Here is a 26,226-nt window from a genome sequence, read left to right on the forward strand (position 1 = left end):
AAACGGACGCTCTAGACCTTAAGTCGAATTGCCTCACGGGTACTGAAATGCGTTCATATGAACCCTGAAGGCCCTGGTCTGAGCGTGCGCTGAAGCTGCAAGAAATTGCGAATAATCGGACATGGCGATCCTGGCCATGAGTGACCCGGGGCCCTGACTCAAACATGCCCCGGGTGACCTGGCAGCTATGCCGTCAATTTGGTGCCGTAGATTTTGGAGACGCGTTAATGGCGCATAACGAAGCAGTCGACGTAGTACTGGTTGGAGCGGGCATCATGAGTGCCACCCTCGCCGTACTGCTCAAAGAGCTCGACCCCGGCCTCAAGCTGGAAGTTGTTGAGCAGATGGACTCGGGTGCCGCGGAAAGTTCCAACCCGTGGAACAACGCAGGCACCGGTCACGCTGGCCTTTGTGAATTGAACTACACGCCGCAGGCGGCAGATGGTTCGATCGATATCAAAAAGGCTGTGCATATCAATGCCCAGTTCGAGGTATCGAAGCAGTTTTGGGCCTATCTGGCGCAAAAAGGGACCTTCGGCTCCTGCAAATCCTTTATTAGCCCGGTGCCTCACCTGAGCTATGTCGAAGGCGAAAAAGGCGTGTCCTTCCTGAAAAAACGCTTTGAAGTGCTGAGCCGGCACCACGCGTTTTCAGACATGGAATACACCGAAGACAAAGGCAAAATGGCCGAATGGATGCCGTTGATGATGCAGGGCCGCCCTGCGGACCAGGCCATCTCGGCGACCCGCGTGATGCAGGGTACCGACGTCAACTTCGGGGCCCTGACCCAGCAACTGCTCAAACACCTGGGCAGCGCACCGGACACGCAGATCAAGTACAGCAAAAAGGTCACCGGCCTCAAGCGCAACGGCAGCGGCTGGACGGTGAGCATCAAGGACACCAATAGCGGCACTACCCGGCACATCGATGCCAAGTTCGTATTCCTGGGCGCTGGTGGCGCGGCATTGCCGTTGCTGCAGGCTTCAGGCATCGAAGAGAGCAAAGGCTACGGTGGCTTCCCGGTAAGTGGCCAGTGGTTGCGTTGCGATAACCCTGAAGTGGTCAAACTGCACCAGGCCAAGGTTTACAGCCAGGCGGCAGTGGGCTCGCCACCGATGTCAGTACCGCACCTGGACACCCGGGTGGTGGATGGCAAGAAATCGTTGCTGTTCGGACCCTATGCCGGCTTCACCACCAAGTTCCTCAAACACGGTTCATTCCTTGATCTGCCGATGTCGATTCGCCCGGGCAACATCGGGCCAATGCTCGCTGTGGCACGGGACAACATGGACCTGACCAAATACCTGGTCAGCGAAGTGCGTCAGTCGATGGAACAACGCCTGGACTCCCTGCGTCGCTTCTACCCGCAGGCCAAAGCCGAAGACTGGCGTCTTGAAGTGGCCGGACAACGGGTACAGATCATCAAGAAAGACCCGAAAAAAGGTGGCGTGCTGCAGTTCGGCACCGAACTGGTTGCAGCAAGGGACGGCTCGCTGGCCGCTCTGCTGGGCGCGTCTCCGGGTGCTTCGGTAACTGTCTCGATCATGCTCGACCTGATCGAACGTTGCTTCCCTCAAAAGGCTGCTGGCGAATGGGCGACCAAGCTCAAGGAAATTTTCCCGGCCCGGGAGAAGGTCCTCGAAACCGATGCTCAGCTGTACCGTGAAGTCAGCACCCGCAACTCCGAGTTGCTGGAACTGGTTGAACCGACCACCACCAGCATCGCGTAACCTCTGCGCCTGAAAAAAAGCCCGTCCCCTTTTGGGGGACGGGCTTTTTTGTTGCTTCGACAATGCTGCACCCTGGTCGCCGCCTCGTACCTCGTCAGCGGCGCGTCTGGTTAACCGCGGGCGTTGTCGATGAGCTCGATGTAATCGGCAGCGTGGCGCTGATCCTTGATGATTTCGACGAACGTCTGGCCCTGTTCATCCTTGCCATCCAGGTCATACCCGGCTTCCTTGAAGAAGGTCAGGAAACGCTCGAAATCGTCGATGCGCAGACCACGATAGGCTTTGATCAGTTTGTGCAGCGACGGCGAAGTGGCGTCCACGGGCTCGAAGTCCAGGAACAATTTGATCTGCTCATCGCCGATCTCGTCACCAATCAACTGTTTCTTATCTTTACGCATGTCCGACTCCAGCCTGCTGATACTTCACGGGGCCCGCAGTTTACCCAAGGCTCAACGCGCGCGCACGCTGCCGGTGTGCAAGTCGGCCCAAACATGGCCATTGGCATAGGTCAAAAACTGACAGTAGACCGTGTCGTTGCGCAGCAGATCCATCACCACCCGGTATTGGGACTGCGGATAGGAAAGGCTCAAGGTCCGGGTTTTGCTGTCAAACACAGGCTTTTTCAGGCTTTTGCTTTCGCCATCGAACGATATCAGCACCTGGCGCACGGTCGCCCCCTGACTCATCGGCTTGCCCTTCAATCGCACCGACAAGGGAGACGTTACGGGAATCGGCTGCTGATTGGACTGGCGCTGACTGCCCAGCACCACGGAATACGAGGTCACCAGCATCAACTGCTGTTGCTCGGGCTGTCCGGCCCGCAGCTGAAGATCATCGGCAGGCAAGAACTGCCCATGCAGGGGCGGTGTAGCGGCGGGTGCCGCCACCAGAGGCAGGCTGGCCAGCATCAGGCTCAGAGCAGCACAGCGAAGTAAAAGACTCATGTAGGGCTCCAGAACGCAGGGAGCCGCACTCTAGCATGCGGGCTGCGGGCATCGGGAGACCCTCGCAGCCTCCCGCCCGCCTCCCTAGCGGGCAATCAACTGCCCGTCCTGAATCCGCACATGCCGTGGATGGAAGCGCGTCAGACTACTGCGATGCCCCACACTGACAATACTCAGCCCCGGCAACTGATCAATCAGGGCTTGATACAGCATGGCCTCATCTTCCTCATCCATCGCCGAGGTCGACTCGTCCATATACAGCCACTGCGGGCGATACAGCAGCACACGGGCAAAGGCCAGCCGCTGTTGCTCGCCCCCGGAAAGCAGGCGCTGCCAGTGGTTGGGCTCATCCAGCTTGGGAATCAGATGCTCCAGGCGACAGGTACGCAGCACTTGCTCATAACGTTCGGACGGATAGCTGTCGCCGGTCTGTGGATAACTCAATGCGTCACGCAAAGTGCCTATGGGCAAATAAGGTTTCTGCGGCAAAAACAGCCCGCGTTCCTCCGGCAGGCGAATCGCCCCGCCGCCTTGCGGCCAGAGGCCTCCCATTGCCCGCAGCAAGGTACTTTTACCGCTGCCGGAACGACCACTGAGCATCAATCGTTCGCCCGGCGCCACTTGCAGGCTGGCCTCATGCAACAAATGCCGGCCATCGGCCAGATCCAGGCTCAGATCATCAATCTTCAAGGCATGCCCCCGGGTCTCGAGGTCAATCGCCGGCGGACGCTGTTCGTTGTCGGTCATGGCCTGCCGGAAACTCAGCAGACGGTCGCAGGTGGCGCGCCATGCGGCCAGGGTGACGTAGGCATCGATAAACCAGCTGAAGTTCTCTTGTACGTTGCCAAAGGCCGAGTTGATTTGCATCAGCTCGCCCAGCTCGATCTTGCCGGCGAAGTAGCGCGGTGCCGCAACGATAAACGGAAAGATAATGGCGATTTGCGAGTAGCCCGCGGTGAAGAACGTCAGGCGTTTTTGCACCTTCATCTGGGTCCAGAAGTTTTTCCAGACCTTGTCGAAGCGGGTGCTGAGGCGCTCATGTTCATTGGGTTCGCCGTTGTACAGGGCAATACTTTCGGCGTTTTCACGTACCCGGACCATCGAAAAACGCAGGTCAGCTTCAAAGCGTTGTTGTTGGTTGTTCAGACCGATCAGACGTCGACCGATCAAGTGCGCCAGCCAGCTGCCGACAGCGGCATACAGCAACGCACACCAGAACATGTAACCGGGAATAGTGATGCCGAAGACTTCGATGCTGCCGGAAACGCCCCACAAAATAATCGAGAACGAAACCAGGCTGACCACGGTGCGGATCAAGCCCAGTCCCAGGGTCAGGGTGCTGTCGGTGAACGAGTTGAGGTCTTCACTGATACGTTGGTCAGGGTTGTCGGTATAACCGCCCTGCTCCAGCTGGTAATAATTTTTGTGGGCGAGCCAGCGTGAAAAATGCTGCTCGGTCAGCCAGCGTCGCCAGCGGATAGTCAGCATCTGGGTCAGATACAGCCGGTACACCGCGCCGACAATCCCCACCGCAGCGATGATCCCGAAGTAACCGATCAGGCTCCAGAACGCCTCGCCGTCCTTTTTCTCCAGCGCGTTATAGAAGTCCTTGTACCAGTGGTTGATCCACACCGAGATGCCCACGCTGACCAACGACAGGGCAATCACCGCGATCAACAACAGCCAGGCCTTGGCCCGCTCTTCACTGCGCCAGTAGGGTGTTATGAGGCCCCAGACCCGAGGTATGAAATCTCCACGCACAGCATCATTCACCACAGAAGCCTCAGCGTTCTGATTCATCGTTCAGCCTCGGTTGGAGTAAAGAGCACTCTGCAGGCCGGTCAGGACAACCGGCCTGTAACGCTATGACACGTTTCGATACAGATTAGGGGCTGCAGCCATTTTGTTGCAAGCCGCAACACCATGGCTACAGCTGCGGTTCAGCGTCGAACCGGACGCTTCTGCAATTTGCGCTGCAACGTGCGGCGGTGCATGCCCAGGGCGCGGGCCGTAGCAGAGATATTGCCTTCATGCTCACCCAGAACGCGCTGGATGTGTTCCCACTGCAAGCGGTCAACCGACATCGGATTGTCCGGCACCAGGGTTTCAAGGTCGGCATGCTGGGAGAGCAAGGCTGCCAGCACATCGTCAGCATCGGCCGGCTTGCACAGATAATTGCAGGCGCCGCGCTTGATCGCCTCGACAGCAGTGGCGATGCTCGAATAACCGGTGAGGATCACCACCCGCATTTCCGGGTCAAGTTCGAGCAGCTTGGGCAGCAATACCAACCCCGAGTCACCCTCCATTTTCAGATCCAGCGCAGCATAATCAGGCAGGTCCTGCTGTGCCAGGATCAGGCCTTCTTCAGCCGACCCTGCGGTGCTGACGCGAAATCCGCGGCGGCCCATGGCCCGTGCCATGACGCGGGTAAATGTGGCGTCGTCATCCACCAGCAGCAAATGTGGCAGCTCTTCGCCTTCGACCTGGATTTCTTCACTCATTTTCGTTTCCTCGGGCGACACGTGGCAGGCGCAGCTCGGTGAGCGTGCCGCCATCCTCGTGACTGTAGAGTTTTACCGAGCCGCCGGCGCGTGTCACGCTGGCTTTGCTCAAGAATAGGCCCAGGCCGAAACCTTTGCCCTTGGTGGTAAAAAAAGGTTTGCCGATTTGCTCGGCGATGGCCAACGGTACACCCGGACCGTGGTCGCGAATACTGATCGTCAAATCCACGGCATCCCAGTCCAGGCAAACCTCCAGCCCTTCAGGGCAGGCATCCGCTGCATTGTTCAACAAGTTGAGCAATGCCTGGGTCAGATCGGGGGGCGGTGCCATACGCGGAACCGGCGCGTGTCCCAGGCAGTGAAAACGATAGGTCGCTTCCGGGCGCATCAAGTGCCAGCGATTCAAGGCTTCGTTCAGCCAGTCGGTAACATCCTGCTCTTCAATGGCCAGGCGGCGATTGGCTTCGGCGGCACGTACTAACTGCTGCAACGTCTCTTTGCATAATTTGACCTGGTCCTGCAGCACGCTCAGATCATCCTGCAGCTCCGGATCGAGGTGATCGCGGCGCATCTCTTTGATCAGCACGCTCATGGTCGACAAGGGCGTCCCCAACTCATGGGCCGCACCTGCCGCCTGGGTGGCGACCGCAAGCAATTGCTGGTCGCGCAAACCTTCTTCACGGCGCAGGGCGCGCAGTTCTTCCTGACGGCGCAGCTCATGGGCCATTTTCGTGGCAAAAAAAGTGATCACTGCCGCTGATAACGCAAAGCTCAGCCACATGCCGTAGATCTGCAGCTTTTCGCGGAAGAAGGCGCCCGCATCCAGCGGGTAGGACTGCATCATCAATAGGGTGTACAGCGCCAGGGCGATGCCGGAGAGCACCACGGAAAAACGCCAGGGCAGCGTCACTGCGGCAATGGTCAGGGGCACCAGATAGTACGAGACAAACGGATTGGTCGAGCCGCCCGAGAAATACAGCAATGCACTGTGAATAAACAGGTCGCACGCCAGTTGCAACGCGTACTCCAGTTCAGTCACCGGCCATGTGGTACGCAGCCGGATAGCGGTAAACGCACACAACAGCATGGAAAACCCGAGGGTCACACTCAGCTGGAACCAGGGCAGCGGCAGCAGATCGAATGCGTAGGCAATACCGACGGAACCTGCCTGCGCGGCCAGCACCAGAGTGCGGATAAGGGTAAGACGCCAGAGGTTTTGGCGTGTTTCTGACAATAACTGTACGGGGGCGAGCATGAGCTCTCCTGATGAGCGCTGCAGGCGAATCGCCGGGAGTATAACCAAGCAGGCGACCTGACAGACAGAAGTGCGGCAAACGGCCACAGTGTATTTGTCAGAAAACAGGCTAACAGCCCCTCAACCCGCAGGAGCGAGCTTGCTCGCGAGCCTGGATCCAGCAGCGAAGAACTCGCGAACAAGCTCGCTCCTGCATACGGCTGGAAGATGTATTGAAAATGTAACTGGGCGAACTGATGGCCACTCTCTACAGTCTTAAGGATCTGACGCAGCTGGCACGACTGGACTGCGTTCCCCACCCCAGGAGCCTTTATGTCTACTTTCCAGCCCACCGCTGCCCTTTTGACCCTGAGCCTCGGCGCACTTGCCAGCTTGCCAGCCCTGGCTGAAGAGGTTCATTACAATCAGGTGTCCTTGCGTGCCGAAGCCAGTCAGGAAGTGCCGCGCGACTTGATGATCGTGACCCTGTACACCGAAGCCCAGAACACCGACTCGGCCAAGCTGGCCGCAGAAATCACCACCGCGATGAACAAGGCCATTGGCGAGGCCAAGCAAGTCAAGGCCGTGACCCTGCGCCAGGGCAATCGCAGCAGCTACCCCATCTATGACAACAAGACCCAGAAGATCACCGGCTGGCGCGAGCGCGCCGAGCTACGCCTGGAGAGTACAGATTTTGCCGTACTGTCCAAGCTCACCGGCGATCTGATGCAAACCCTGAAAATGGGCAACATGCAGTTCACCGTCGCCAACGCCACCCGCAAAACCAGTGAAGACGCATTGCTCAAGGATGCCGTCAACGCATTCAAGGCCCGTGCTCAACTGGCCACCGACGCACTGGGCGGCAAGGGTTACAAGATCGTCAACCTGAACCTCAACACCAACGGTTATCCGCAACCCTACATGCGCAGCGCGATGATGATGAAAGCCGCCGCACCGGCGATGGACGCCGCACCGACTCCCGATGTCGAAGCCGGCACCAGCGAAGTCAGCATGAGCGCCGATGGCGTGATTGAAGTCCAGATGTAATAAGTCCCCGACGCAACACCAAAAGCCCTTGCCGTGCTCACGCCGCAAGGGCTTTTGCGTTTTCAGGAGCCGCACCCGGAACATACGGATGAACAATCGGATAAATCCTACATCCCCAATCAGCACTGGCTGACATCTTTTCCCGACTGAAATCCAGATAAGTAACAGCCCGCTCCATACCAGTGCAGAGCAGCACCCGAAATGTCGCATACGTGTAACTAAATGAGTCGAAAAACGCCACGCAAACGATCAAATGCGCCAGAAGTTATACATAAGCGACATTCTTGTACGATCGTTCCACGTTTTATCGGTTCGTTGGCCTACGCATATTGCATTGGGTATGGGCTGTGCATAAGTATCGCCGGGTCGACTCACAAGGTCGCCCTCAAACCAAAAATGACAAAAATCATGAGGTCACCATGTTCAAACACGCGGTCATTCCGTTTCTAGTGGGCGCCAGCCTGCTCGCCAGTGCACCTTTCGCCCAGGCGGCGACCAATCTGGTGTTTTGCTCCGAAGGCAGCCCGGCCGGTTTTGACCCGGGTCAGTACACCACTGGTACTGACTTCGATGCATCAGCAGAAACCATCTATAACCGCCTGAGCCAGTTCGAACGTGGAGGCACCAACGTTGAGCCCGGCCTGGCCACCAGCTGGGACATTTCGCCGGACAACCTGACCTACACCTTCCACCTGCGCGATGGGGTCAAGTTTCACACCACCCCTTATTTCAAGCCTACGCGCGATTTCAACGCCGATGACGTGCTCTTCACCTTCAACCGCATGCTCGATAAAGACATGCCGTTCCGTAAGGCCTACCCCACCGAATTCCCTTATTTCACCGACATGGGCATGGATAAAAACATCGCCAAGGTGGAAAAAATCGATGACAAGACCGTCAAGTTCACGCTGAACACGGTTGATGCTGCGTTTATCCAGAACATGGCGATGCACTTTGCATCCATAGGCTCTGCCGAGTACGCCGACAAACTGCTCAAGGAAGGCAAGCCTTCCGATATCAATCAAAAGCCGATCGGCACCGGGCCTTTTGTATTCAAGAGCTACCAGAAAGACTCCAACATCCGCTACACCGGCAACAAGGATTACTGGAAGCCTGAAGACGTCAAAATCGACAACCTGATCTTCGCCATCACCACTGACCCGTCAGTGCGCATCCAGAAGCTGAAAAAGAACGAATGCCAGGTCACCATTTACCCGCGCCCGGCTGACCTCGCGGCACTTAAAGCCGACAAAGACCTGCAGATGCCCGAAAAGCCTGGGTTCAACGTCGGCTATATCGCTTACAACGTCATGGACAAGATCAAGGGCAGCAACGAACCCAACCCGATGGCCCTGCTCAAGGTGCGACAGGCACTGGACATGGCGGTAAACAAACAGCAAATCATTGATTCGGTATATCAGGGGGCGGGGCAATTGGCGGTTAACGGAATGCCGCCCACCCAGTGGTCTTATGACGACACGATCAAGGACGCGCCCTACAACCCTGAGAAAGCCAAAGAGCTGCTCAAGGAAGCAGGCATCAAGGAGGGCACCGAAATCACCCTGTGGGCCATGCCGGTTCAACGCCCCTACAACCCCAACGCCAAGCTGATGGCTGAAATGCTGCAGTCGGACTGGAGCAAGATTGGCATCAAGGCCAAGATCATGACCTACGAATGGGGCGAGTACATCAAGCGTTCCAAGGGCGGTGAAAACGGTGCGATGCTGATTGGCTGGAGCGGCGACAACGGTGACCCGGACAACTGGCTCGGTACGCTGTTCGGTTGCGATGCCATTGAAGGCAACAACTTCTCCAAGTGGTGCAATCCAGAGTTCGACAAGCTGATCAAGACTGCCAAGGCCACCACCGACGTGGCTGAGCGCACCAAGCTGTACAAACAGGCGCAGCACCTTCTCAAAGAGCAGGTTCCGATGACACCTATCGCCCACTCGACGGTGTATCAACCGATGCGCAGCACCGTCCAGGACTTCAAAATCAGCCCCCTTGGCCTGACGTCCTTCTACGGCGTAGGCATCAGCAAATAAAAGCACTGGCGAGTGCGGCCTGAATGGCGCACTCGCTTGCCTGCCAGGACAACGGAAATCCCCCTCATCTTGAAGCTGCTGCGTACTGACGCAGAGGCTATAGGACGTCGAGACGTTTCCTACGTGATTGTCAGGCCTGGCGCATTTACGGCTGCAGGCCGACGTCCTAACGTCGAGGTACAGCAAGTTTATTGCGCAGGGTGCGGCTCTCTGGCTGATGCTACCGAACCACTGAACAGCCCAGCCCACGGCGCGCGTTCAGGGACCAAAAACAAAAAAAAGGATTGGGAACGCCATGCGCAACCCACTGGTTTTATCTGTGCTATTGAGCGCCGGCGTACTTGCCGGCAGCCCGCTCGCGAACGCCGCCAACAGCCTGGTGTTCTGCTCCGAAGGCAGCCCGGCCGGTTTTGATACTGCGCAATACACCACCGCCACCGACAACGACGCGGCCGAACCCATTTACAACCGCCTGGCCGAATTTGAAAAAGGCGGCACTGCTGCCGGTCCGGCGCTGGCCACCCGCTGGGATATTTCCGAAGACGGCCTGACCTACACCTTCCATCTGCGCGACGGGGTCAAGTTTCACACCACCAAATGGTTCACCCCGACCCGTGATTTCAATGCCGATGACGTGCTGTTCACCTTCAACCGCATGCTCAGCGCCGACCATCCCTTCCGTAAGGCCTACCCGACCGAATTCCCGTATTTCACCGGGATGAGCCTGGACAAGAACATCGCCAGCGTCGAAAAGACCGACCCGATGACCGTGATCATGAAACTCAACTCGGTGGACGCGGCGTTCATCCAGAACCTGGCCATGAGCTTTGCCTCGATCCTGTCGGCCGAATACGCCGACCAGTTGCTCAAGACCGGCAAGCCCAGCGACATCAACCAGAAACCTGTGGGCACCGGGCCGTACGTATTTCAGCGCTATCAAAAAGACTCGAACATTCGCTACGCGGCCAACAAGGATTACTGGAAGCCGGACCAGGTCAAACTCGACAACCTGATTTTCTCGATCAACGTCGACGCGTCTGCGCGCATGCAAAAACTGCGTAAAAACGAATGTCAGGTTTCCCTTAGCCCGCGCCCTGCGGACGTGGCAGCCCTCAAGGCCGACCCCAAGCTGCAAGTCATCGAAAAGCCGGGCTTCAACCTGGGCTACATCGCCTACAACGTGCAACACAAGCCCTTCGACCAGCTGCAAGTGCGTCAGGCGCTGGACATGGCGGTCAACAAGGACGCCATCCTCAAGGCGGTTTACCAGGGCGCCGGGCAAAAAGCGGTCAACGCCATGCCGCCAACGCAGTGGTCCTATGACGAAACCATTGTCGACGCACCTTATAACCCCGAAAAAGCCAAAGAGCTGCTGAAGGCCGCAGGCGTCAAGGAAGGCACCGAAATCACCCTGTGGGCCATGCCCGTACAGCGCCCGTACAACCCGAACGCCAAACTCATGGCTGAAATGCTGCAGTCGGACTGGGGCAAGATCGGGCTCAAGGTCAAGATCGTCAGCTATGAATGGGGCGAGTACATCAAGCGCACCAAAAATGGCGAGCATGACATCAGCCTGATTGGCTGGACCGGTGACAACGGTGACCCGGACAACTGGCTCGGCACCCTGTACAGCTGCGATGCGATCGGCGGCAACAACTACTCCATGTGGTGCAACAAGGAGTACGACACCCTGGTCAAGAACGCCAAGATCGTTACCGATCGCGACCAGCGCACAGTGCTCTACAAACAGGCCCAGCAATTGATCAAGCAACAGGTGCCGATGACTCCGATAGCGCACTCGACGGTCAACCAGCCGCTCAGCGCCAAGGTGGAAGGCTTCCAGGTCAGCCCGTTTGGTCGTAACGCCTTCTCCGGCGTGAGTCTCAACGACTAACTGCTCCGATTCGCTGCAACCTCGGCAGGCCACCTCCAGTGGCCCGCTGAAGTGTCGCCGATCGTGCGCAGCGCAAACGTTTGCAATGCTTCAAAACGTTCCACAACAGCCGATTCAAACAAAAAAGAACGGCAATAAAAAAAGAAAGCCAAGGAGCCTCAACCATGAAAGTCACAAGCAGCGCATTGTTAGCTTTATCCATCAGCGGCCTTGCCTCGATGGCAGTTGCTGAAGAATTCATCGCGACTGAACTTAAAACCGGCGCCAGCGCGCAAAGTGAAACCAAGGGTTTTGTTGAAGAGCAGACACTGGGCGGTACCACGCGTAACTGGTACGCCAACGAGCTCAAACGCCGTGATGATCGCTTTACCTACAACCACAATGGCACCCGGGAAACCACTCCGCGCCGGATCAACTGGGTACAGGGCACCATCATCGACTACCGGTCGGGGTTCACTGAGGGTACCGTCGGTTTCAGCACCCAGGTCGCGGCTTACAACGCCGTTGCCCTTGACCGCGACGCCAAGGACATCGCCGGACCGAACAACCGCACCCTGACCCACAGCGATGGTGATGCTGTCGGTCAATGGAGCAAGCTGGGCCTGGCCAACCTCAGCGCCCGCATCTCCAACACCACGCTGACCGTAGGCCGACAGAACTTCAGCAGCCCGACCATCGACGTGATCGGCAACCGCGCATTGCCCTCCAGCTTCCAGGGCGTGGGATTGCACAGTGAAGAGTTCAACAACCTGTCCTTCGACGCCGGCTCCTTCGATCGTGTATCGCCACGGACCGAGCAAAGCCTGAGCAAGTTCCGCAGTGAATACGGCGCCACCGGCGTAGAAACCGATCGCGCCAGTGTGGCCGGCCTTAACTACCAGCCGTTCAAAAATCTGAAAACCACGCTGTATGCCACCCACGTTGAAGATTTCTGGAACCAGTACTACTTCGGCGCCGTGCACGACATCGGTGACAGCGCCGTACTGGGCCTGAACACCAACTTCAACTACTACAAGACCCTCGACACCGGCAGCAAGGCCCTGGGCAACATCAACAACGACGCCTACAGCCTGGCCTTCGCCCTGAGCCACCAGGCTCATACCCTGTCGCTGTCATTCCAGCAAATCGTCGGTGACGAGTACTTCGACTACCTGCACGAAACCAACGGCATTTACCTGGCCAACTCCTTGCTCTCGGACTTCAACGGCCCGAACGAGAAATCGCTGCAACTGGCCTACAGCATCAACATGGCGCAGTACGGCATCCCGGGTCTGAAGTTCAACGCCTACCACGCCCGTGGCTGGGACATTGACGGTACCCATTACAAGGGCACCGCCTATGACGTCAAGAACATGGACGGCGAAACCCACTACGAGTACAGCGTTGGCACGTCTTATGCTATCCAGAGCGGACCACTCAAGGCCACCGCGATCCGCGCGACCTATACCACGCACCGCGCCAGCAAAAACCAGTCTGACGGCAACATCAACGAGTTCCGTCTGGTAACAACCATTCCATTCAACATCCTTTAATCACCCGATTAAAAAACAAGGTTACGGCTGATCCGGGCATCAGCCGTAACCCTCTAGCTGGTTCAAGCGATTGGAGAAGGGTTGCCATGAAAAGACTTCCACTACGCACCGCTCTTGCTGTGGCACTGCTCAGTACAGCGGTCAGTGTTTCGGCGAAAAACCTGGTGGTCTGCACCGAAGCCAGCCCGGAAGGGTTTGATATCGTTCAGTACACCACTGCCGTGACGGCCGACGCCTCTGCGGAAACCGTGCTCAACCGCCTGGTCGACTTCGCCCCCGGAACCACCGATGTAGAACCGGCCCTGGCCGAACGCTGGGACATCAGCCCCGACGGACTCGAATACACCTTCTATCTGCGCCCCGGCGTGAAGTTCCACAGCACCGACTATTTCAAACCGACCCGCACCCTCAATGCCGATGATGTGCTCTGGAGCTTTCAGCGCCAGCTGGACCCGAATCACCCGTGGCACAAACTTTCCCTGGTCGGCTACCCCTACTTTGAAAGCATGGGCTTTAAAGACCTGCTCAAGAGCGTCGACAAAGTTGACGACATGACCGTCAAGATCACCCTCAACCACGCCGAGTCGCCGTTTCTGCGGGACATCGCCATGCCGTTCAACTCTATCTACTCTGCCGAGTACGCCGACCAGTTGCTCAAGGCCGGTAAAACCGCAGAGCTGAACAGCAAGCCGATCGGCACCGGGCCGTTCATTTTTGTGCGCTACAACAAGGACGCTCAGGTGCGCTTCAAGGCCAACCCGGATTACTTCCGTGGCAAGCCGCCCAGCGACGTACTGATCTTCGCCGTCACCACCGACAGCAACGTGCGCCTGCAGAAACTCAAGGCCAACGAGTGCCAGATCGCGCTGTACCCCAAGCCCGATGAAGTCAAAAACATCCGCAAGGACCCGAACCTCAAGGTGGATGAACTGGCCGCACTGATGACCAGTTACATCGCCATGAACTCCAGCCACAAATACCTCAGCGATGTGCGGGTGCGCAAAGCCATAGACATGGCCTTCGACAAACAGACCTACCTCAACACCGTGCACGGTGAAGGCAATGCTCTGGTTGCCATCAACCCCTACCCGCCGACCATGCTTGGCTTCAACAAGGACATGCAAAGCCCGCCCCGGGACCTGGACAAGGCCCGGGCGCTGCTCAAGGAAGCAGGCGTTCCCGAAGGTACGGTACTCACCCTCTTCACCCGCAATGGTGGCGGTCCGACCAATCCCAACCCGATGCTCGGAGCGCAGCTGTTACAGTCCGACCTGCAGAAGATCGGGATCAAACTCGACATCCGGGTCATGGAATGGGGCGAAATGCTCAAGCGTGCAAAAAGTGGCGAACATGATCTGGTCTCCACCGGTTGGGGCGGAGATAACGGCGACCCGGACAACTTCCTGACCCCACTGCTCAGTTGCGAGGCGGCCAAAAACGGCGAAAACTACGCCCGCTGGTGCAGCAAGGACTTCGAAGCACTGATCACCAGGGCCCGCAACATCACTGAACCCGAGCAGCGCGCTGCACTCTATGAGCAGGCACAGGTGATATTCCATCAGGATCAACCCTGGATTAACGTGGTACACCCAATGCTCTTTACCGCCATGCGCAAAAACGTCGAGGGCTACATCCTTAGCCCCCTGACCAACAACAACTTCGCCACCACCCGGGTGAAGTAGAACAATAAAAACACCCGCCATTGCCCACCCGGGCTCTGGCGGACCTGCCTAACCGGCTGATGAGGTACACCACACGATGTTTAGTTTTATTGCCCGCCGAGTGGGGTTGTTGATACCCACTTTCTTCGGCATTACCTTGCTGACTTTTGCCCTGATCCGCATGATTCCGGGCGACCCGGTCGAAGTCATGATGGGTGAACGTCGGGTTGACCCTGAGATGCACGCCCAGGCCATGGAACGGCTTGGCCTGAACAAGCCGCTCTATGAGCAGTATTTCGACTACATCGGCAAGCTCGCCCACGGTGACCTGGGTGAATCACTGAGAACCCGTGAAAGCGTATGGACCGAGTTTTCAGCGCTGTTCCCGGCCACCCTTGAACTGTCGATGGCCGCGCTGTTGTTCGCCGGCATCCTCGGGCTTCTGGCAGGGGTCATTGCAGCACTCAAACGAGGCTCGCTATTTGACCACGGGGTGATGGGCATCTCCCTCGCGGGATATTCGATGCCCATCTTCTGGTGGGGCCTGATTCTGATCATGTTCTTCTCGGTAACCCTGGGCTGGACCCCGGTTTCCGGACGCATCGACCTGCTTTACGACATTGAGCCGAGAACCGGTTTCATGTTGATCGACACCCTGCTCAGCGACGAGCCAGAAGCTTTCTGGGACGCGCTGCACCACATGATTCTGCCGGCCATCGTGCTCGGCACCATTCCATTGGCCGTGATCGCCCGGATGACCCGTTCATCCATGCTCGAAGTGCTGCGCGAAGACTACATCCGCACGGCCCGCGCCAAAGGCTTGTCACCTGCCCGGGTCGTATTCGTGCACGGCCTGCGCAATGCGCTGATCCCGGTACTGACCGTCGTGGGTCTGCAAGTCGGCACCCTGCTGGCCGGCGCCGTCCTGACCGAAACCATCTTCTCCTGGCCCGGCATCGGCAAGTGGCTGATCGAAGCCATTGGTGCCCGGGACTATCCCGTGGTGCAAAACGGCATCCTGTTAATCGCCTGCCTGGTGATTCTGGTCAACTTCGTAGTGGACATCCTCTACGGCTTTGCCAACCCACGCATTCGCCACCAGCGCTGAGATTCTGACCATGAGTACATCGACCAACGCTACCGAAGTGGATCAAAGCCTGCTTTATCCCTCGCCTTACAAAGAATTCTGGCACGCCTTTTCCAGGAACAAAGGGGCCGTTGCCGGCCTGATGTTCATGTGCCTGATTGTGTTTTGCGCCCTGTTTGCCCCCTGGGTCGCACCCCATAACCCGAGTGAGCAATACCGCGACTTCCTGCTGACCCCGCCGGTGTGGCTGGAAGGCGGCCAATGGCAATTTCTGCTGGGCACCGACGAACTGGGCCGCGACCTGCTGTCACGCCTGATCGAAGGTTCGCGCCTGTCACTGCTGATCGGCTTGTCCTCGGTGGTCATTTCCCTGATCCCCGGCGTGATTCTGGGCCTGTTTGCCGGGTTCTTCCCGCGCATCCTCGGCCCGGGCATCATGCGGCTGATGGACATCATGCTGGCCCTGCCGTCCTTGCTGCTGGCGGTGGCAATCGTCGCCATCCTCGGCCCTGGCCTGATCAACACCGTGATCGCAATTGCCGTGGTTTCATTGCCGTCCTATGTGCGTCTGACCCGTGCTGCGGTGATGGGCGAACTGAACCGCGACTACGTGACCGCTGCCCGCCTGGCCGGTGCCAGCTTGCCGCGCCTGATGTTCGTCACCGTACTGCCCAACTGCATGGCTCCCCTGATCGTACAGGCCACCCTGAGCTTCTCCTCGGCGATTCTCGACGCTGCGGCTCTGGGCTTCCTCGGTTTGGGCGTACAACCGCCAACCCCTGAATGGGGCACCATGCTGGCCTCGGCCCGTGACTACATCGAACGCGCCTGGTGGGTCGTCAGTCTGCCCGGTTTGACCATTTTGCTCAGCGTGCTGGCAATCAACTTGATGGGCGACGGTCTGCGCGATGCGCTGGACCCGAAACTCAAGAACGCCGCCTGAGGAGATTCCCATGTCACTTTTAGAAATCAAGAATCTCAACGTCCGTTTTGGCGACGCCAAGGCTGTGCCTGTGGTCGACGGTTTGAGCCTGTCTGTGGATAAAGGCGAAGTTCTGGCCATTGTCGGCGAATCCGGTTCCGGTAAATCCGTGACCATGATGGCGCTGATGGGCCTGATCGAGCATCCGGGTATCGTCACTGCCGACGCGCTGAATTTCGACGGCAAAAACATGCTGACCCTCAGCGCCCGTCAACGCCGGAAAATCGTCGGCAAGGACATGGCCATGGTATTCCAGGACCCGATGACCGCGCTCAATCCCAGCTACACCGTGGGTTTCCAGATCGAAGAAGTCCTGCGCCTGCACCTGAAGATGTCGAAGAAAGAAGCACGCAAACGCGCCATCGAGCTGCTGGAAAAGGTCGAAATTCCCGGCGCGGCCAGCCGCATGGAAGCCTACCCGCATCAACTTTCGGGCGGCATGAGCCAGCGCGTAGCCATCGCCATGGCGATTGCCGGCGAACCGAAACTGCTGATCGCCGACGAACCGACCACTGCGCTGGACGTGACCATTCAAGCCCAGATCATGGATTTGCTGCTCAATCTGCAACGTGAGCAAAACATGGGCCTGGTGCTGATCACTCACGACCTGGCGGTGGTTGCCGAAACCGCGCAACGGGTGTGCGTGATGTACGCCGGCCAGGCGGTCGAAGTCGGTAGCGTGCCAGGGTTGTTTGACGTACCGGCTCACCCTTACAGCGAAGCCCTGCTGGCGGCGATCCCGGAACACAGCATGGGGGCTTCCCGTCTGGCGACCTTGCCCGGCATCGTGCCGGGGCGTTACGACCGTCCCCAGGGCTGCCTGCTGTCGCCGCGCTGCCCTTATGTACAAGACACCTGCCGCCAGCAACGTCCGGCGCTGGAGCCCAGGGCTCACAGCCAGGTACGCTGCTTCTTCCCCTTGAACCAGGAGGTGGCGTAATGACTGTCGTTCTTACCGCCCGTGACCTCACCCGTCACTACGAAGTGTCCCGCGGCATGTTCAAGGGCCACGCCCTGGTACGCGCCCTCAACGGCGTATCCTTTGAACTGGAGGCAGGCAAAACCCTCGCCGTGGTTGGCGAGTCCGGGTGCGGAAAATCCACCCTGGCCCGCGCCCTGACCCTGATCGAAGAGCCGTCTTCAGGTTCGCTGAAAATCGCCGGCCAGGAAGTCGCCGGGGCCAACAAGGCTGAACGCAAGCAACTGCGCAAAGACGTTCAGATGGTGTTCCAGAGCCCTTACGCCTCGCTCAACCCGCGGCAAAAGGTCGGTGATCAGTTGGCCGAGCCATTACTGATCAACACCAGCCTGAGCGCCAGCGAACGCCGCGATAAAGTGCAGGCGATGATGAAGCAAGTGGGTTTGCGCCCTGAGCATTACCATCGCTACCCGCACATGTTCTCGGGTGGCCAGCGCCAGCGGATCGCCCTGGCGCGCGCCATGATGCTGCAACCCAAGGTGCTGGTGGCCGACGAACCGACCTCCGCCCTCGACGTATCGATTCAGGCACAGGTGCTCAACCTGTTCATGGATTTGCAGCAGGAGTTCAACACCGCCTACGTGTTCATCTCCCACAACCTGGCGGTGGTCAGGCATGTCGCCGATCAGGTCCTGGTGATGTACCTCGGCCGCCCGGTAGAAATGGGGCCCAAGGAGGAGATCTACACCCGCCCGTTGCACCCCTATACCCAGGCGCTGCTGTCGGCCACACCGACCATCCACCCGGACCCGAACAAGCCGAAAATCAAAATCGTCGGCGAGTTGCCCAACCCGTTGAACCCGCCGTCGGGCTGCGCCTTCCACAAGCGCTGCCCCTATGCGACCGAGCTGTGCAGTACAGAGGAACCTGCCCTGCGCCTGCTGGACAACCGCCAGGTTGCCTGCCATCACGCGGAGCAGTTCTTGAGCGTTTAACACCGACAAACAACCTGTGGGAGCCGGGCACCCTTATCGCTGGCAAGCCAGCTCCCACGGGCCATGTAACATCCAGCTCCTGCATCCTGTCACCGGGCCGGGGAGCAGGGACAAAGCCGGATTCTGACTGTCAGGACTGGCTGTCCCCCTCGTCGCCTTCATCACCGTTGTCGCCGTTGTCGCCACCGCCATCCGCGCCACCATCACCGTCCGTTTGATCATCATCCCCCGAACTTCCGCCCTGCCCCTGATCACCAGGTTCAGAGTCAGACTTGTAGATGGCATGCACCGTGGGGCCAGCGACACCAGTGGCCGAAGCCCCGACTCCCGGAAGCGTCAGCGGATTGCTCGCCCATGCGGCTGAAGCACTCACCGTCAGCAAGACCAATACTTTGAGCAACAACACCATGCGTTGAAAAAGCCTCATCGCGAACTCCACCTTGTCGTAGGAAAGATACGATTTAAACCTAGTCCGCCTGCGGCGCTTTTTCCCGAAAAGCTTTTGCCCGCAATAGATCTATTTGGACTTACCCGACCGAAATTGTTATGGGCTTTTGTAACCCGAGGTTCGAGGATTTACGGGCAAAAAAAAGCGAAGCCCGCAGGCTTCGCTTTTTTAACCAGAACTCCGTGGCTCTTAGTGATGCTCACGGGTGGCGCGGAATTTCACATCTGGCCAGCGCTCTTCCATCAACGCCAGGTTAACCCGGGTCGGCGCCAGGTAGGTCAGGTGACCACCGCCGTCAATCGCCAGGTTTTCCACTGCCTTGATCTTGAACTCCTCAAGCTTCTTCTTATCGTCGCAATCAATCCAGCGCGCCGAGTACACGGTGATCGGCTCATAGGAGCATTCCACCTTGTATTCGCCTTTCAGGCGGCTGGCGACCACGTCGAACTGCAGCACACCAACGGCACCCAGAATGATGTCGTTGCTGCGCTCCGGGAAGAACACCTGGGTGGCGCCCTCTTCGGCCAGTTGCTGCAAACCCTGACGCAGCTGCTTGGATTTGAGCGGATCGCGCAGACGGACGCGACGGAACAGCTCCGGGGCGAAGTGCGGAATACCGGTAAAGCTCAGGCTCTCACCTTCGGTGAAGGTGTCACCGATCTGGATCGTGCCGTGGTTGTGCAAGCCGATGATGTCCCCGGCAAACGCCTCTTCCAGCTGTTCACGCTCGGAAGAGAAGAACGTCAGGGCGTCGCCGATACGGATGTCTTTGCCGGTGCGCACGTGGCGCATTTTCATGCCCTTTTCGTATTTGCCCGAGCAGATACGCATAAAAGCGATACGGTCACGGTGCTTGGGGTCCATGTTCGCCTGGATCTTGAACACGAAACCGCTGAACTTCTCTTCAGTCGGCTCCACCGTGCGCTCGTTGGCCACCCGGGGCAACGGCTCCGGAGTCCAGTTGACCACCGCGTCGAGCACGTGATCGACACCAAAGTTGCCCAGTGCCGTACCGAAGAACACCGGTGTCAGCTGGCCGTCGAGGAACTCCTGCTGGTTGAATTCATGGCAGGCACCCTGGACCAGCTCCAGCTGGTCGACAAAGCGCTGGTACTCGTCACCCAGGTGCGCACGGGCCTCATCGGAGTCGAGCTTCTCGATGATTTTGGTTTCAGTGCGCTCATGGCCATGACCGGCGGTGTAGACAATGATGTAGTCATCGGCCAGGTGGTAAACACCCTTGAAATCGCGGTAGCAACCAATCGGCCAGGTGATCGGCGCGGCCTTGATCTTGAGGACAGCTTCAATCTCGTCCAGCAACTCGATCGGGTCACGGATATCGCGGTCGAGTTTGTTGATAAAGCTGACGATTGGCGTGTCCCGCAGACGACAAACGTCCATCAGGGCGATGGTCCGGGGCTCAACACCTTTACCGCCATCGAGCACCATCAAGGCCGAGTCGACCGCGGTCAGGGTGCGGTAAGTATCTTCCGAGAAGTCTTCGTGGCCCGGGGTGTCGAGCAGGTTGATCATGTGGTCGCGATACGGGAACTGCATGACCGACGTGGTAATCGAAATACCCCGTTGCTTCTCCATTTCCATCCAGTCGGAGGTGGCATGGCGGTCGGACTTTCGCGATTTCACCGTACCGGCGATCGCAATCGCCTTACCCATCAGCAACAGCTTTTCGGTGATGGTGGTCTTACCCGCATCGGGGTGGGAAATAATGGCGAAAGTGCGGCGTTTCGCGACTTCGGCGGCCTGGTTGGTCATGGGAAATCGCCTGACGATTGATTCAAAAAAGGGCGCGGATTATAGCTCAAATTAGGCCCATGCAGCCACCGTTGGTGCCATGGCTCGTCGGACAAGGGTGGCAATCTGCCGTAAAAAATGTGAACCTTTTGTGCAGTGGAGGCGTCCACTCTCCTGATACGACAAACCGTCAGGTGCTGAAATATCAGCAAGTTAGCCTGACGAGGCTGCGCTAATGACAGGTGATGGCGGCGCATTTTCGCCCCCCACCCGTTGCTCTTCGCGAACTCATCGTCGGCAGCCAGGAATGGCATTGCCACACGACAATGTGTTCGCCGACCAAGAAAAAAAAGGAGTCCGCCTGTGGCTAATCGCTATGGAAAAGGGCTTATAGGAGGTGTGATTGTTCTCGCACTCCTGGCCCTGTTGGTCCACTGGATCGGCATCAGCACTATCGAACACTATCAAGATGATCTGTTGTTCTACCTGCAAGCCCATCTGTACCTCGTACTCGTTTCAATGTTTGCCGCCCTCCTTGTAGGGATCCCCGCGGGCATTTTCCTCAGCCGACCAAGTATGGCCGGACGTGCGGAACGCTTCATGCAAGTCTTCAACATCGGCAACACCGTGCCACCGCTGGCCGTACTGGCCATTGCGCTTGGCTTTCTGGGGATCGGTAGCGGCCCTGCCATCTTCGCCCTGTTTCTCGCCTCGTTGCTGCCCATCGTGCGCAACACCTATGAAGGCCTGAAAAACGTTCAGGGTTCACTCAAAGAAGCCGCCGTCGGCATCGGCATGACCCCGCGCCAAGTGCTGTGGCGAGTCGAAATGCCCAACGCCGTACCCATCATCATGGGTGGCGTACGGGTCGCACTGGCGATCAACGTCGGCACCGCCCCCCTGGCGTTCCTGATTGGCGCCAACAGCCTGGGCAGCCTGATTTTCCCTGGTATCGCCCTCAATAATCAGCCGCAACTCATCCTCGGCGCAGCCTGTACCGCGCTGCTGGCATTGCTGCTCGACGGCCTGGTGATCTTCATCAGCCGCCGCTGGCTGGAACGCGGTCTACGACCTGCATAAGGTCTGGCTGAGCAAAGGAATACGCATGAAAAAATTAAGCTTGTTTTTAGGCTGCATCCTGCTGTTCGCAGGAATTGCCCAGGCCGCAGAAAAACCCCTGGTCCGGATTGGGGCGCGGGTTTTTACCGAGCAAACCCTGCTCGCTGAAATCACCTCGCAATACCTCAAGAGCAAGGGCTACAACGCTCAGGTAACCGGCGGGCTGGGCAGCAGCCTGGCGCGCAGCGCCCAGGAGTCCGGGCAGCTGGACCTGATCTGGGAATACACCGGCGTGTCACTGGTGGCCTACAACCACGTGACCGAAAAACTCGACAGCGAGCAATCCTTCGAGCGGGTCAAAGAGCTCGACGGTAAAAAAGGCCTGGTCTGGCTGCACCCGTCCAAGTTCAGCAACACCTATGCCCTGGCGCTGCCAGAAAACGTGGCCAAGGAACACCCGGAAATCAACAGCATCAGCGATCTGAACAAGGCCCTGCGCGACCCGGCGAATAAAGGCGCCCTGGTCTCACTGGATACCGAGTTCGCCAATCGCTCCGACGGGTTGATCGGCATGGCCGAGCTGTATGACATGGACCTGACCCGCAAAAACATCCGGCAAATGGACGCTGGCCTGGTCTATACCTCGCTGAAAAACGGCCAGGTGTTTGCAGGGCTGGTCTACACCACTGACGGTCGCCTGAGCGCTTTCAACCTCAAGTTGCTCGACGACGACAAGCATTACTTCCCGGATTACACCGCCGCTCCCGTAGTACGCAAAGCCTACCTGGACCAGCACCCGGATCTGGCTGACCTGCTCAAGCCACTGGCGGATCTGTTTGACGACGAAACCATGCGCCAAATCAACGCCCGGGTCGACGTCGACCACGAAAGCCCGTCCAAGGTGGCCGCAGACTTCCTGCGCCAGCACCCACAGCTTTTAGCTAACTGACCCGGAGGAAAAGACATGGAATTTCTAAACGCCTTTTCCAACATGGACTGGAATCAGGTCATGCACCTGACCCTGCAACACATTGCTCTGGTCGGGATCGCCGTGACCCTGGCCATTGTGGTTGGCGTACCGCTGGGCGTACTGATGACGCGCTTCCCGTCACTGGCCGGCCCCATGCAGGCCAGCGCCACCGTGTTGCTGACCATCCCCTCGATTGCCCTGTTCGGCCTGCTGCTGCCGTTCTATTCCAAGTTCGGCCAGGGCCTGGGCCCGATGCCCGCCATCACCGCCGTGTTCCTGTACTCATTGCTGCCGATAATGCGTAACACCTTCCTTGCCCTGACCGGCGTGGAACCGGGCATACGTGAAGCCGCCCGCGGTATCGGCATGACCTTCGCCCAGCGCCTGCGCATGGTTGAACTGCCGATCGCGGTACCGGTGATCCTGGCCGGTGTGCGCACCGCCGTGGTGATGAACATTGGTGTAATGACGATTGCTGCCACCATCGGTGCCGGCGGTCTGGGTGTACTTATTCTTGCTGCAATCAGCCGTAGCGACATGTCGATGCTGATCGTCGGCGCGGTACTGGTCAGTCTTCTGGCCATCTTCGCCGACCTGCTTTTGCAATGGCTGCAACGCACGCTGACTCCAAAAGGATTACTCAAATGATCGAACTTCAAAACCTCAGCAAGACCTTCCAAAGCAACGGCAAAGATGTAAAAGCCGTGGACTCGGTAAGCCTGACCGTCAACGAAGGCGAAATCTGCGTGTTCCTCGGGCCTTCGGGTTGCGGTAAAAGCACCACGCTGAAAATGATCAACCGCCTGATCAAGCCAACCTCCGGCAAGATCCTGATCAACGGCGAAGACACCACCGACCTCGACCCGGTCACCCTGCGCCGCAATATCGGTTATGTGATCCAGCAGATCGGTCTGTTCCCCAACATGACCATCGAGGAGAACATCACCATCGTTCCGCGCCTGCTGGGCTGGGACAAGCAAAAGTGCCATGACCGTGCCCGCGAACTGATGAGCATGATCAAGCTTGAGCCCAAGCAGTACCTGACCCGCTACCCCCGTGAACTGTCGGGTGGCCAGCAACAGCGCATCGGCGTGATTCGCGCCCTGGCCGCCGACGCACCGCTGCTATTAATGGATGAGCCGTTCGGCGCGGTCGACCCGATCAACCGTGAAATGATCCAGAACGAATTCTTCGAGATGCAGCGCGCGCTGAACAAGACCGTGATCATGGTCAGCCACGACATTGACGAAGCGATCAAGCTGGGCGACAAAATCGCCATCTTCCGCGGCGGCAAGCTGCTGCAGATGGATCACCCGGACACTCTGCTCGCCCACCCGGCCGACGACTTTGTCAGCAACTTTGTCGGTCAGGACAGCACCCTCAAGCGCCTGTTGCTGGTCAAGGCTGAAGACGCGGCCGACAACGCGCCGTCGGTCAGCCCGGAGACACCGGTGGCCGAAGCACTGGAACTGATGGACGAACTGGACCGTCGCTACGTCGTCGTCACCTGTGCCGACAACAAGGCCCTGGGCTATGTGCGCCGTCGCGACCTGCATCGCCAGACCGGCACTTGCGGCCAGTACCTGCGCGAGTTCACCGCCACTGCAGCCTCCGACGAACACTTGCGCATCCTGCTGTCGCGCATGTACGAGTTCAACCGCTCATGGTTGCCGGTAATGGATGCCGAACGGGTATTCCTCGGTGAAGTGACCCAGGAATCCATCGCTGCCTACTTGAGCTCCGGCCGCTCCCGCGGGGCCAAGACCAGCATTGTTTCACCGGCTGATATGGCCACTGCCTAGATAACCGATCCTGCGGGAGCCTGGCTTGGCGGCGATGCAAACTACGCGGTTTTACTGACAGACCGTGCAGATGCCATCGCTGGCAAGCCAGGCTCGCGCAGCAGGGCACAACTCATCGCTCCCCTTCAAATCCCCTTCTGCGGGAACATCACACTGTCATCAAGGTCGGTTACTTAAATAGCCGAAATTGAACCCCCGACGAATTCGTGCAAATACGCGACATTTTTAGTTGATCAAAGGGCAATCACGCCCTAAAGTTCGCGCCGAACATCCATGCTGGAAACGATCCATCCGGCTCAAGTACTGACGACGAGACAGCAAGGTCCATTTACCTTTTTTGCTTTCGGCGGACATGCCTTGGGAAGTAGGCGAACCAAAGTGGGGATACGGAGGATGTTCAGTTGCACCCATTTATCTATGACGTTTGCCACTTGGAGTCCCTCCTCATGTCGATTCAGGTCGAAGACTATTACGCGCGCGAAACCTTCAACAAAATGAAGGCTTTTGCCGACACCCAGGAAACCCCGTTCGTGGTGATCGACACCGCCATGATCAGCAAGGCTTACGATGACCTGCGCGCAGGTTTCGAGTTCGCCAAGGTGTACTACGCGGTCAAGGCCAACCCGGCAGTCGAAATCATCGACCTGCTGCGCGACAAGGGCTCAAGCTTCGACATCGCGTCGATCTATGAACTGGACAAAGTGATGGATCGGGGCGTTTCCCCGGATCGCATCAGCTACGGCAACACCATCAAGAAGTCCAAGGACATCCGCTACTTCTACGAGAAGGGCGTGCGCCTGTTTTCCACCGACTCCGAAGCTGACCTGCGCAACATCGCCAAGGCCGCCCCGGGTTCGAAAATCTACGTGCGCATCCTCACCGAAGGCTCGACTACAGCTGACTGGCCACTGTCGCGCAAATTCGGCTGCCAGACCGATATGGCCATGGATCTGCTGATCCTTGCCCGCGATCTGGGCCTGGTGCCTTACGGCATTTCGTTCCACGTGGGCTCGCAGCAACGGGACATCAGCGTGTGGGACGCGGCGATTGCCAAGGTCAAAGTGATCTTCGAGCGCCTCAAGGAAGAAGACGGCATTGTTCTCAAGCTGATCAACATGGGCGGCGGCTTCCCGGCCAACTACATCACCCGCACCAACAGCCTGGAAACCTACGCTGAAGAGATCATCCGTTTCCTCAAGGAAGACTTCGGTGACGAACTGCCGGAAATCATCCTTGAACCTGGCCGTTCGCTGATTGCCAACGCCGGGATCCTGGTCAGTGAAGTGGTGCTGGTTGCGCGTAAATCCCGTACCGCTGTCGAGCGCTGGGTTTACACCGATGTGGGCAAATTCTCGGGCCTGATCGAAACCATGGACGAAGCCATCAAGTTTCCGATCTGGACTGAGAAGAAAGGCGAGATGGAAGAAGTGGTCATCGCCGGCCCGACCTGCGACAGCGCCGACATCATGTATGAAAACTACAAATACGGCCTGCCGCTGAACCTGGCGATCGGTGACCGCCTGTACTGGCTGTCCACCGGTGCTTACACCACCAGCTACAGCGCAGTTGAATTCAATGGCTTTCCGCCGCTGAAATCCTTCTACCTGTAAACGCAGCCCCTAAA

At 58.1% G+C, this 26,226-nt stretch carries 22 protein-coding genes; 15 read left to right on the top strand and 7 right to left on the bottom strand.

Annotated elements, in window-relative coordinates; all coding sequences use genetic code 11:
• Positions 1-227: 227 nt before the first annotated feature.
• The gene (mqo, locus tag JQ845_RS15850) at positions 228-1,730 is read left to right on the top strand and encodes a malate dehydrogenase (quinone) (protein WP_003443760.1); all 1,503 of its coding nucleotides are present in this window, start codon (positions 228-230) and stop codon (positions 1,728-1,730) included.
• 110 nt (positions 1,731-1,840) lie between these two features.
• Here mqo and JQ845_RS15855 read toward each other — a convergent pair whose 3' ends face one another.
• From JQ845_RS15855 to JQ845_RS15875, 5 genes are all read right to left on the bottom strand, one after another.
• A complete protein-coding gene (locus tag JQ845_RS15855; protein WP_003443763.1) occupies positions 1,841-2,128 on the bottom strand; it encodes a PA4642 family protein in 288 nt (95 codons plus the stop codon).
• A 51-nt stretch (positions 2,129-2,179) separates the two neighbouring features.
• On the bottom strand, positions 2,180-2,674 hold the full coding sequence (locus tag JQ845_RS15860) for a hypothetical protein (RefSeq protein WP_003443766.1): 495 nt from the start codon (positions 2,672-2,674) through the stop codon (positions 2,180-2,182).
• An 84-nt stretch (positions 2,675-2,758) separates the two neighbouring features.
• On the bottom strand, positions 2,759-4,474 hold the full coding sequence (locus JQ845_RS15865; RefSeq protein ID WP_003443768.1) for an ABC transporter ATP-binding protein/permease: 1,716 nt from the start codon (positions 4,472-4,474) through the stop codon (positions 2,759-2,761).
• A 140-nt stretch (positions 4,475-4,614) separates the two neighbouring features.
• Positions 4,615-5,175, bottom strand: coding sequence for a response regulator transcription factor (locus JQ845_RS15870; RefSeq protein ID WP_003443770.1), 561 nt, complete (start codon positions 5,173-5,175; stop codon positions 4,615-4,617).
• Positions 5,168-6,430, bottom strand: a complete 1,263-nt coding sequence (locus JQ845_RS15875; protein WP_203009244.1) for an ATP-binding protein — start codon at positions 6,428-6,430, stop codon at positions 5,168-5,170. Before JQ845_RS15875 ends, JQ845_RS15870 begins: the two co-directional genes overlap by 8 nt.
• Positions 6,431-6,742: 312 nt before the next feature.
• Here JQ845_RS15875 and JQ845_RS15880 point away from each other — a divergent pair, with 312 nt between their 5' ends.
• The 9 genes from JQ845_RS15880 (at position 6,743) to JQ845_RS15920 (ending at position 18,571) form a co-directional block, all read left to right on the top strand.
• The gene (locus JQ845_RS15880; protein WP_203009245.1) at positions 6,743-7,456 is read left to right on the top strand and encodes an SIMPL domain-containing protein; all 714 of its coding nucleotides are present in this window, start codon (positions 6,743-6,745) and stop codon (positions 7,454-7,456) included.
• A 419-nt stretch (positions 7,457-7,875) separates the two neighbouring features.
• Entirely contained in the window at positions 7,876-9,501 is a 1,626-nt protein-coding gene (locus JQ845_RS15885; protein ID WP_003443773.1) for an ABC transporter substrate-binding protein, read from the top strand.
• A gap of 295 nt (positions 9,502-9,796) precedes the next feature.
• Positions 9,797-11,395 carry an ABC transporter substrate-binding protein gene (locus JQ845_RS15890; RefSeq protein WP_203009246.1) on the top strand — a complete coding sequence of 533 codons (1,599 nt, stop codon included), beginning with the start codon at positions 9,797-9,799 and terminating at the stop codon, positions 11,393-11,395.
• A gap of 164 nt (positions 11,396-11,559) precedes the next feature.
• Entirely contained in the window at positions 11,560-12,927 is a 1,368-nt protein-coding gene (locus JQ845_RS15895; protein WP_003443785.1) for an OprD family porin, read from the top strand.
• A gap of 86 nt (positions 12,928-13,013) precedes the next feature.
• Positions 13,014-14,609, top strand: coding sequence for an ABC transporter substrate-binding protein (locus tag JQ845_RS15900; RefSeq protein ID WP_010655566.1), 1,596 nt, complete (start codon positions 13,014-13,016; stop codon positions 14,607-14,609).
• Between the two features lie 76 nt (positions 14,610-14,685).
• Complete coding sequence (locus tag JQ845_RS15905; protein ID WP_003443789.1) at positions 14,686-15,696, top strand: ABC transporter permease subunit; 1,011 nt, start codon at positions 14,686-14,688, stop codon at positions 15,694-15,696.
• A gap of 10 nt (positions 15,697-15,706) precedes the next feature.
• Positions 15,707-16,618, top strand: a complete 912-nt coding sequence (locus JQ845_RS15910) for an ABC transporter permease subunit (RefSeq protein WP_003443791.1) — start codon at positions 15,707-15,709, stop codon at positions 16,616-16,618.
• A 10-nt stretch (positions 16,619-16,628) separates the two neighbouring features.
• Positions 16,629-17,597, top strand: a complete 969-nt coding sequence (locus JQ845_RS15915) for an ABC transporter ATP-binding protein (RefSeq protein WP_003443792.1) — start codon at positions 16,629-16,631, stop codon at positions 17,595-17,597.
• Positions 17,597-18,571, top strand: a complete 975-nt coding sequence (locus tag JQ845_RS15920; RefSeq protein WP_003443793.1) for a peptide ABC transporter ATP-binding protein — start codon at positions 17,597-17,599, stop codon at positions 18,569-18,571. The genes JQ845_RS15915 and JQ845_RS15920 overlap by 1 nt, the downstream gene beginning before the upstream one ends.
• 130 nt (positions 18,572-18,701) lie before the next feature.
• On the opposite strand, the gene JQ845_RS15925 is transcribed toward JQ845_RS15920, so the two are convergent.
• Both JQ845_RS15925 and JQ845_RS15930 read right to left on the bottom strand, forming a co-directional pair.
• Positions 18,702-18,998 (bottom strand): hypothetical protein, encoded by a 297-nt coding sequence (locus JQ845_RS15925; RefSeq protein ID WP_003443794.1) that lies wholly within the window; start codon positions 18,996-18,998, stop codon positions 18,702-18,704.
• Positions 18,999-19,208: 210 nt separating this feature from the next.
• Positions 19,209-20,792 carry a peptide chain release factor 3 gene (locus JQ845_RS15930; protein ID WP_003443795.1) on the bottom strand — a complete coding sequence of 528 codons (1,584 nt, stop codon included), beginning with the start codon at positions 20,790-20,792 and terminating at the stop codon, positions 19,209-19,211.
• A 342-nt stretch (positions 20,793-21,134) separates the two neighbouring features.
• On the opposite strand from JQ845_RS15930, the gene JQ845_RS15935 reads away from it, so the two are divergent.
• From JQ845_RS15935 to JQ845_RS15955, 5 genes are all read left to right on the top strand, one after another.
• Positions 21,135-21,851, top strand: a complete 717-nt coding sequence (locus JQ845_RS15935; protein ID WP_029612199.1) for an ABC transporter permease — start codon at positions 21,135-21,137, stop codon at positions 21,849-21,851.
• A 25-nt stretch (positions 21,852-21,876) separates the two neighbouring features.
• Positions 21,877-22,779, top strand: coding sequence for a glycine betaine ABC transporter substrate-binding protein (locus JQ845_RS15940; protein ID WP_203009247.1), 903 nt, complete (start codon positions 21,877-21,879; stop codon positions 22,777-22,779).
• Positions 22,780-22,794: 15 nt separating this feature from the next.
• Entirely contained in the window at positions 22,795-23,448 is a 654-nt protein-coding gene (locus JQ845_RS15945; protein ID WP_003443798.1) for an ABC transporter permease, read from the top strand.
• A complete protein-coding gene (locus tag JQ845_RS15950) occupies positions 23,445-24,602 on the top strand; it encodes an osmoprotectant ABC transporter ATP-binding protein OsmV (protein ID WP_003443800.1) in 1,158 nt (385 codons plus the stop codon). Before JQ845_RS15945 ends, JQ845_RS15950 begins: the two co-directional genes overlap by 4 nt.
• A 446-nt stretch (positions 24,603-25,048) precedes the next feature.
• A complete protein-coding gene (locus JQ845_RS15955) occupies positions 25,049-26,212 on the top strand; it encodes a type III PLP-dependent enzyme (protein WP_003443803.1) in 1,164 nt (387 codons plus the stop codon).
• The last annotated feature ends 14 nt before the right edge of the window (positions 26,213-26,226 follow it).

The organism is Pseudomonas paraversuta, from assembly GCF_904063065.1.
In the GTDB taxonomy this organism is placed as follows: Bacteria; Pseudomonadota; Gammaproteobacteria; order Pseudomonadales; family Pseudomonadaceae; genus Aquipseudomonas; species Aquipseudomonas paraversuta.

Bases quoted from the DNA above. Each gene is read 5' to 3' on its own strand.
- mqo (WP_003443760.1), top strand. From the start codon at position 228: ATGGCGCATAACGAAGCAGTCGACGTAGTACTGGTTGGAGCGGGCATC.
- JQ845_RS15855 (WP_003443763.1), bottom strand. From the start codon at position 2,128: ATGCGTAAAGATAAGAAACAGTTGATTGGTGACGAGATCGGCGATGAG.
- JQ845_RS15860 (WP_003443766.1), bottom strand. From the start codon at position 2,674: ATGAGTCTTTTACTTCGCTGTGCTGCTCTGAGCCTGATGCTGGCCAGC.
- JQ845_RS15865 (WP_003443768.1), bottom strand. From the start codon at position 4,474: ATGAATCAGAACGCTGAGGCTTCTGTGGTGAATGATGCTGTGCGTGGA.
- JQ845_RS15870 (WP_003443770.1), bottom strand. From the start codon at position 5,175: ATGAGTGAAGAAATCCAGGTCGAAGGCGAAGAGCTGCCACATTTGCTG.
- JQ845_RS15875 (WP_203009244.1), bottom strand. From the start codon at position 6,430: ATGCTCGCCCCCGTACAGTTATTGTCAGAAACACGCCAAAACCTCTGG.
- JQ845_RS15880 (WP_203009245.1), top strand. From the start codon at position 6,743: ATGTCTACTTTCCAGCCCACCGCTGCCCTTTTGACCCTGAGCCTCGGC.
- JQ845_RS15885 (WP_003443773.1), top strand. From the start codon at position 7,876: ATGTTCAAACACGCGGTCATTCCGTTTCTAGTGGGCGCCAGCCTGCTC.
- JQ845_RS15890 (WP_203009246.1), top strand. From the start codon at position 9,797: ATGCGCAACCCACTGGTTTTATCTGTGCTATTGAGCGCCGGCGTACTT.
- JQ845_RS15895 (WP_003443785.1), top strand. From the start codon at position 11,560: ATGAAAGTCACAAGCAGCGCATTGTTAGCTTTATCCATCAGCGGCCTT.
- JQ845_RS15900 (WP_010655566.1), top strand. From the start codon at position 13,014: ATGAAAAGACTTCCACTACGCACCGCTCTTGCTGTGGCACTGCTCAGT.
- JQ845_RS15905 (WP_003443789.1), top strand. From the start codon at position 14,686: ATGTTTAGTTTTATTGCCCGCCGAGTGGGGTTGTTGATACCCACTTTC.
- JQ845_RS15910 (WP_003443791.1), top strand. From the start codon at position 15,707: ATGAGTACATCGACCAACGCTACCGAAGTGGATCAAAGCCTGCTTTAT.
- JQ845_RS15915 (WP_003443792.1), top strand. From the start codon at position 16,629: ATGTCACTTTTAGAAATCAAGAATCTCAACGTCCGTTTTGGCGACGCC.
- JQ845_RS15920 (WP_003443793.1), top strand. From the start codon at position 17,597: ATGACTGTCGTTCTTACCGCCCGTGACCTCACCCGTCACTACGAAGTG.
- JQ845_RS15925 (WP_003443794.1), bottom strand. From the start codon at position 18,998: ATGAGGCTTTTTCAACGCATGGTGTTGTTGCTCAAAGTATTGGTCTTG.
- JQ845_RS15930 (WP_003443795.1), bottom strand. From the start codon at position 20,792: ATGACCAACCAGGCCGCCGAAGTCGCGAAACGCCGCACTTTCGCCATT.
- JQ845_RS15940 (WP_203009247.1), top strand. From the start codon at position 21,877: ATGAAAAAATTAAGCTTGTTTTTAGGCTGCATCCTGCTGTTCGCAGGA.
- JQ845_RS15945 (WP_003443798.1), top strand. From the start codon at position 22,795: ATGGAATTTCTAAACGCCTTTTCCAACATGGACTGGAATCAGGTCATG.
- JQ845_RS15950 (WP_003443800.1), top strand. From the start codon at position 23,445: ATGATCGAACTTCAAAACCTCAGCAAGACCTTCCAAAGCAACGGCAAA.
- JQ845_RS15955 (WP_003443803.1), top strand. From the start codon at position 25,049: ATGTCGATTCAGGTCGAAGACTATTACGCGCGCGAAACCTTCAACAAA.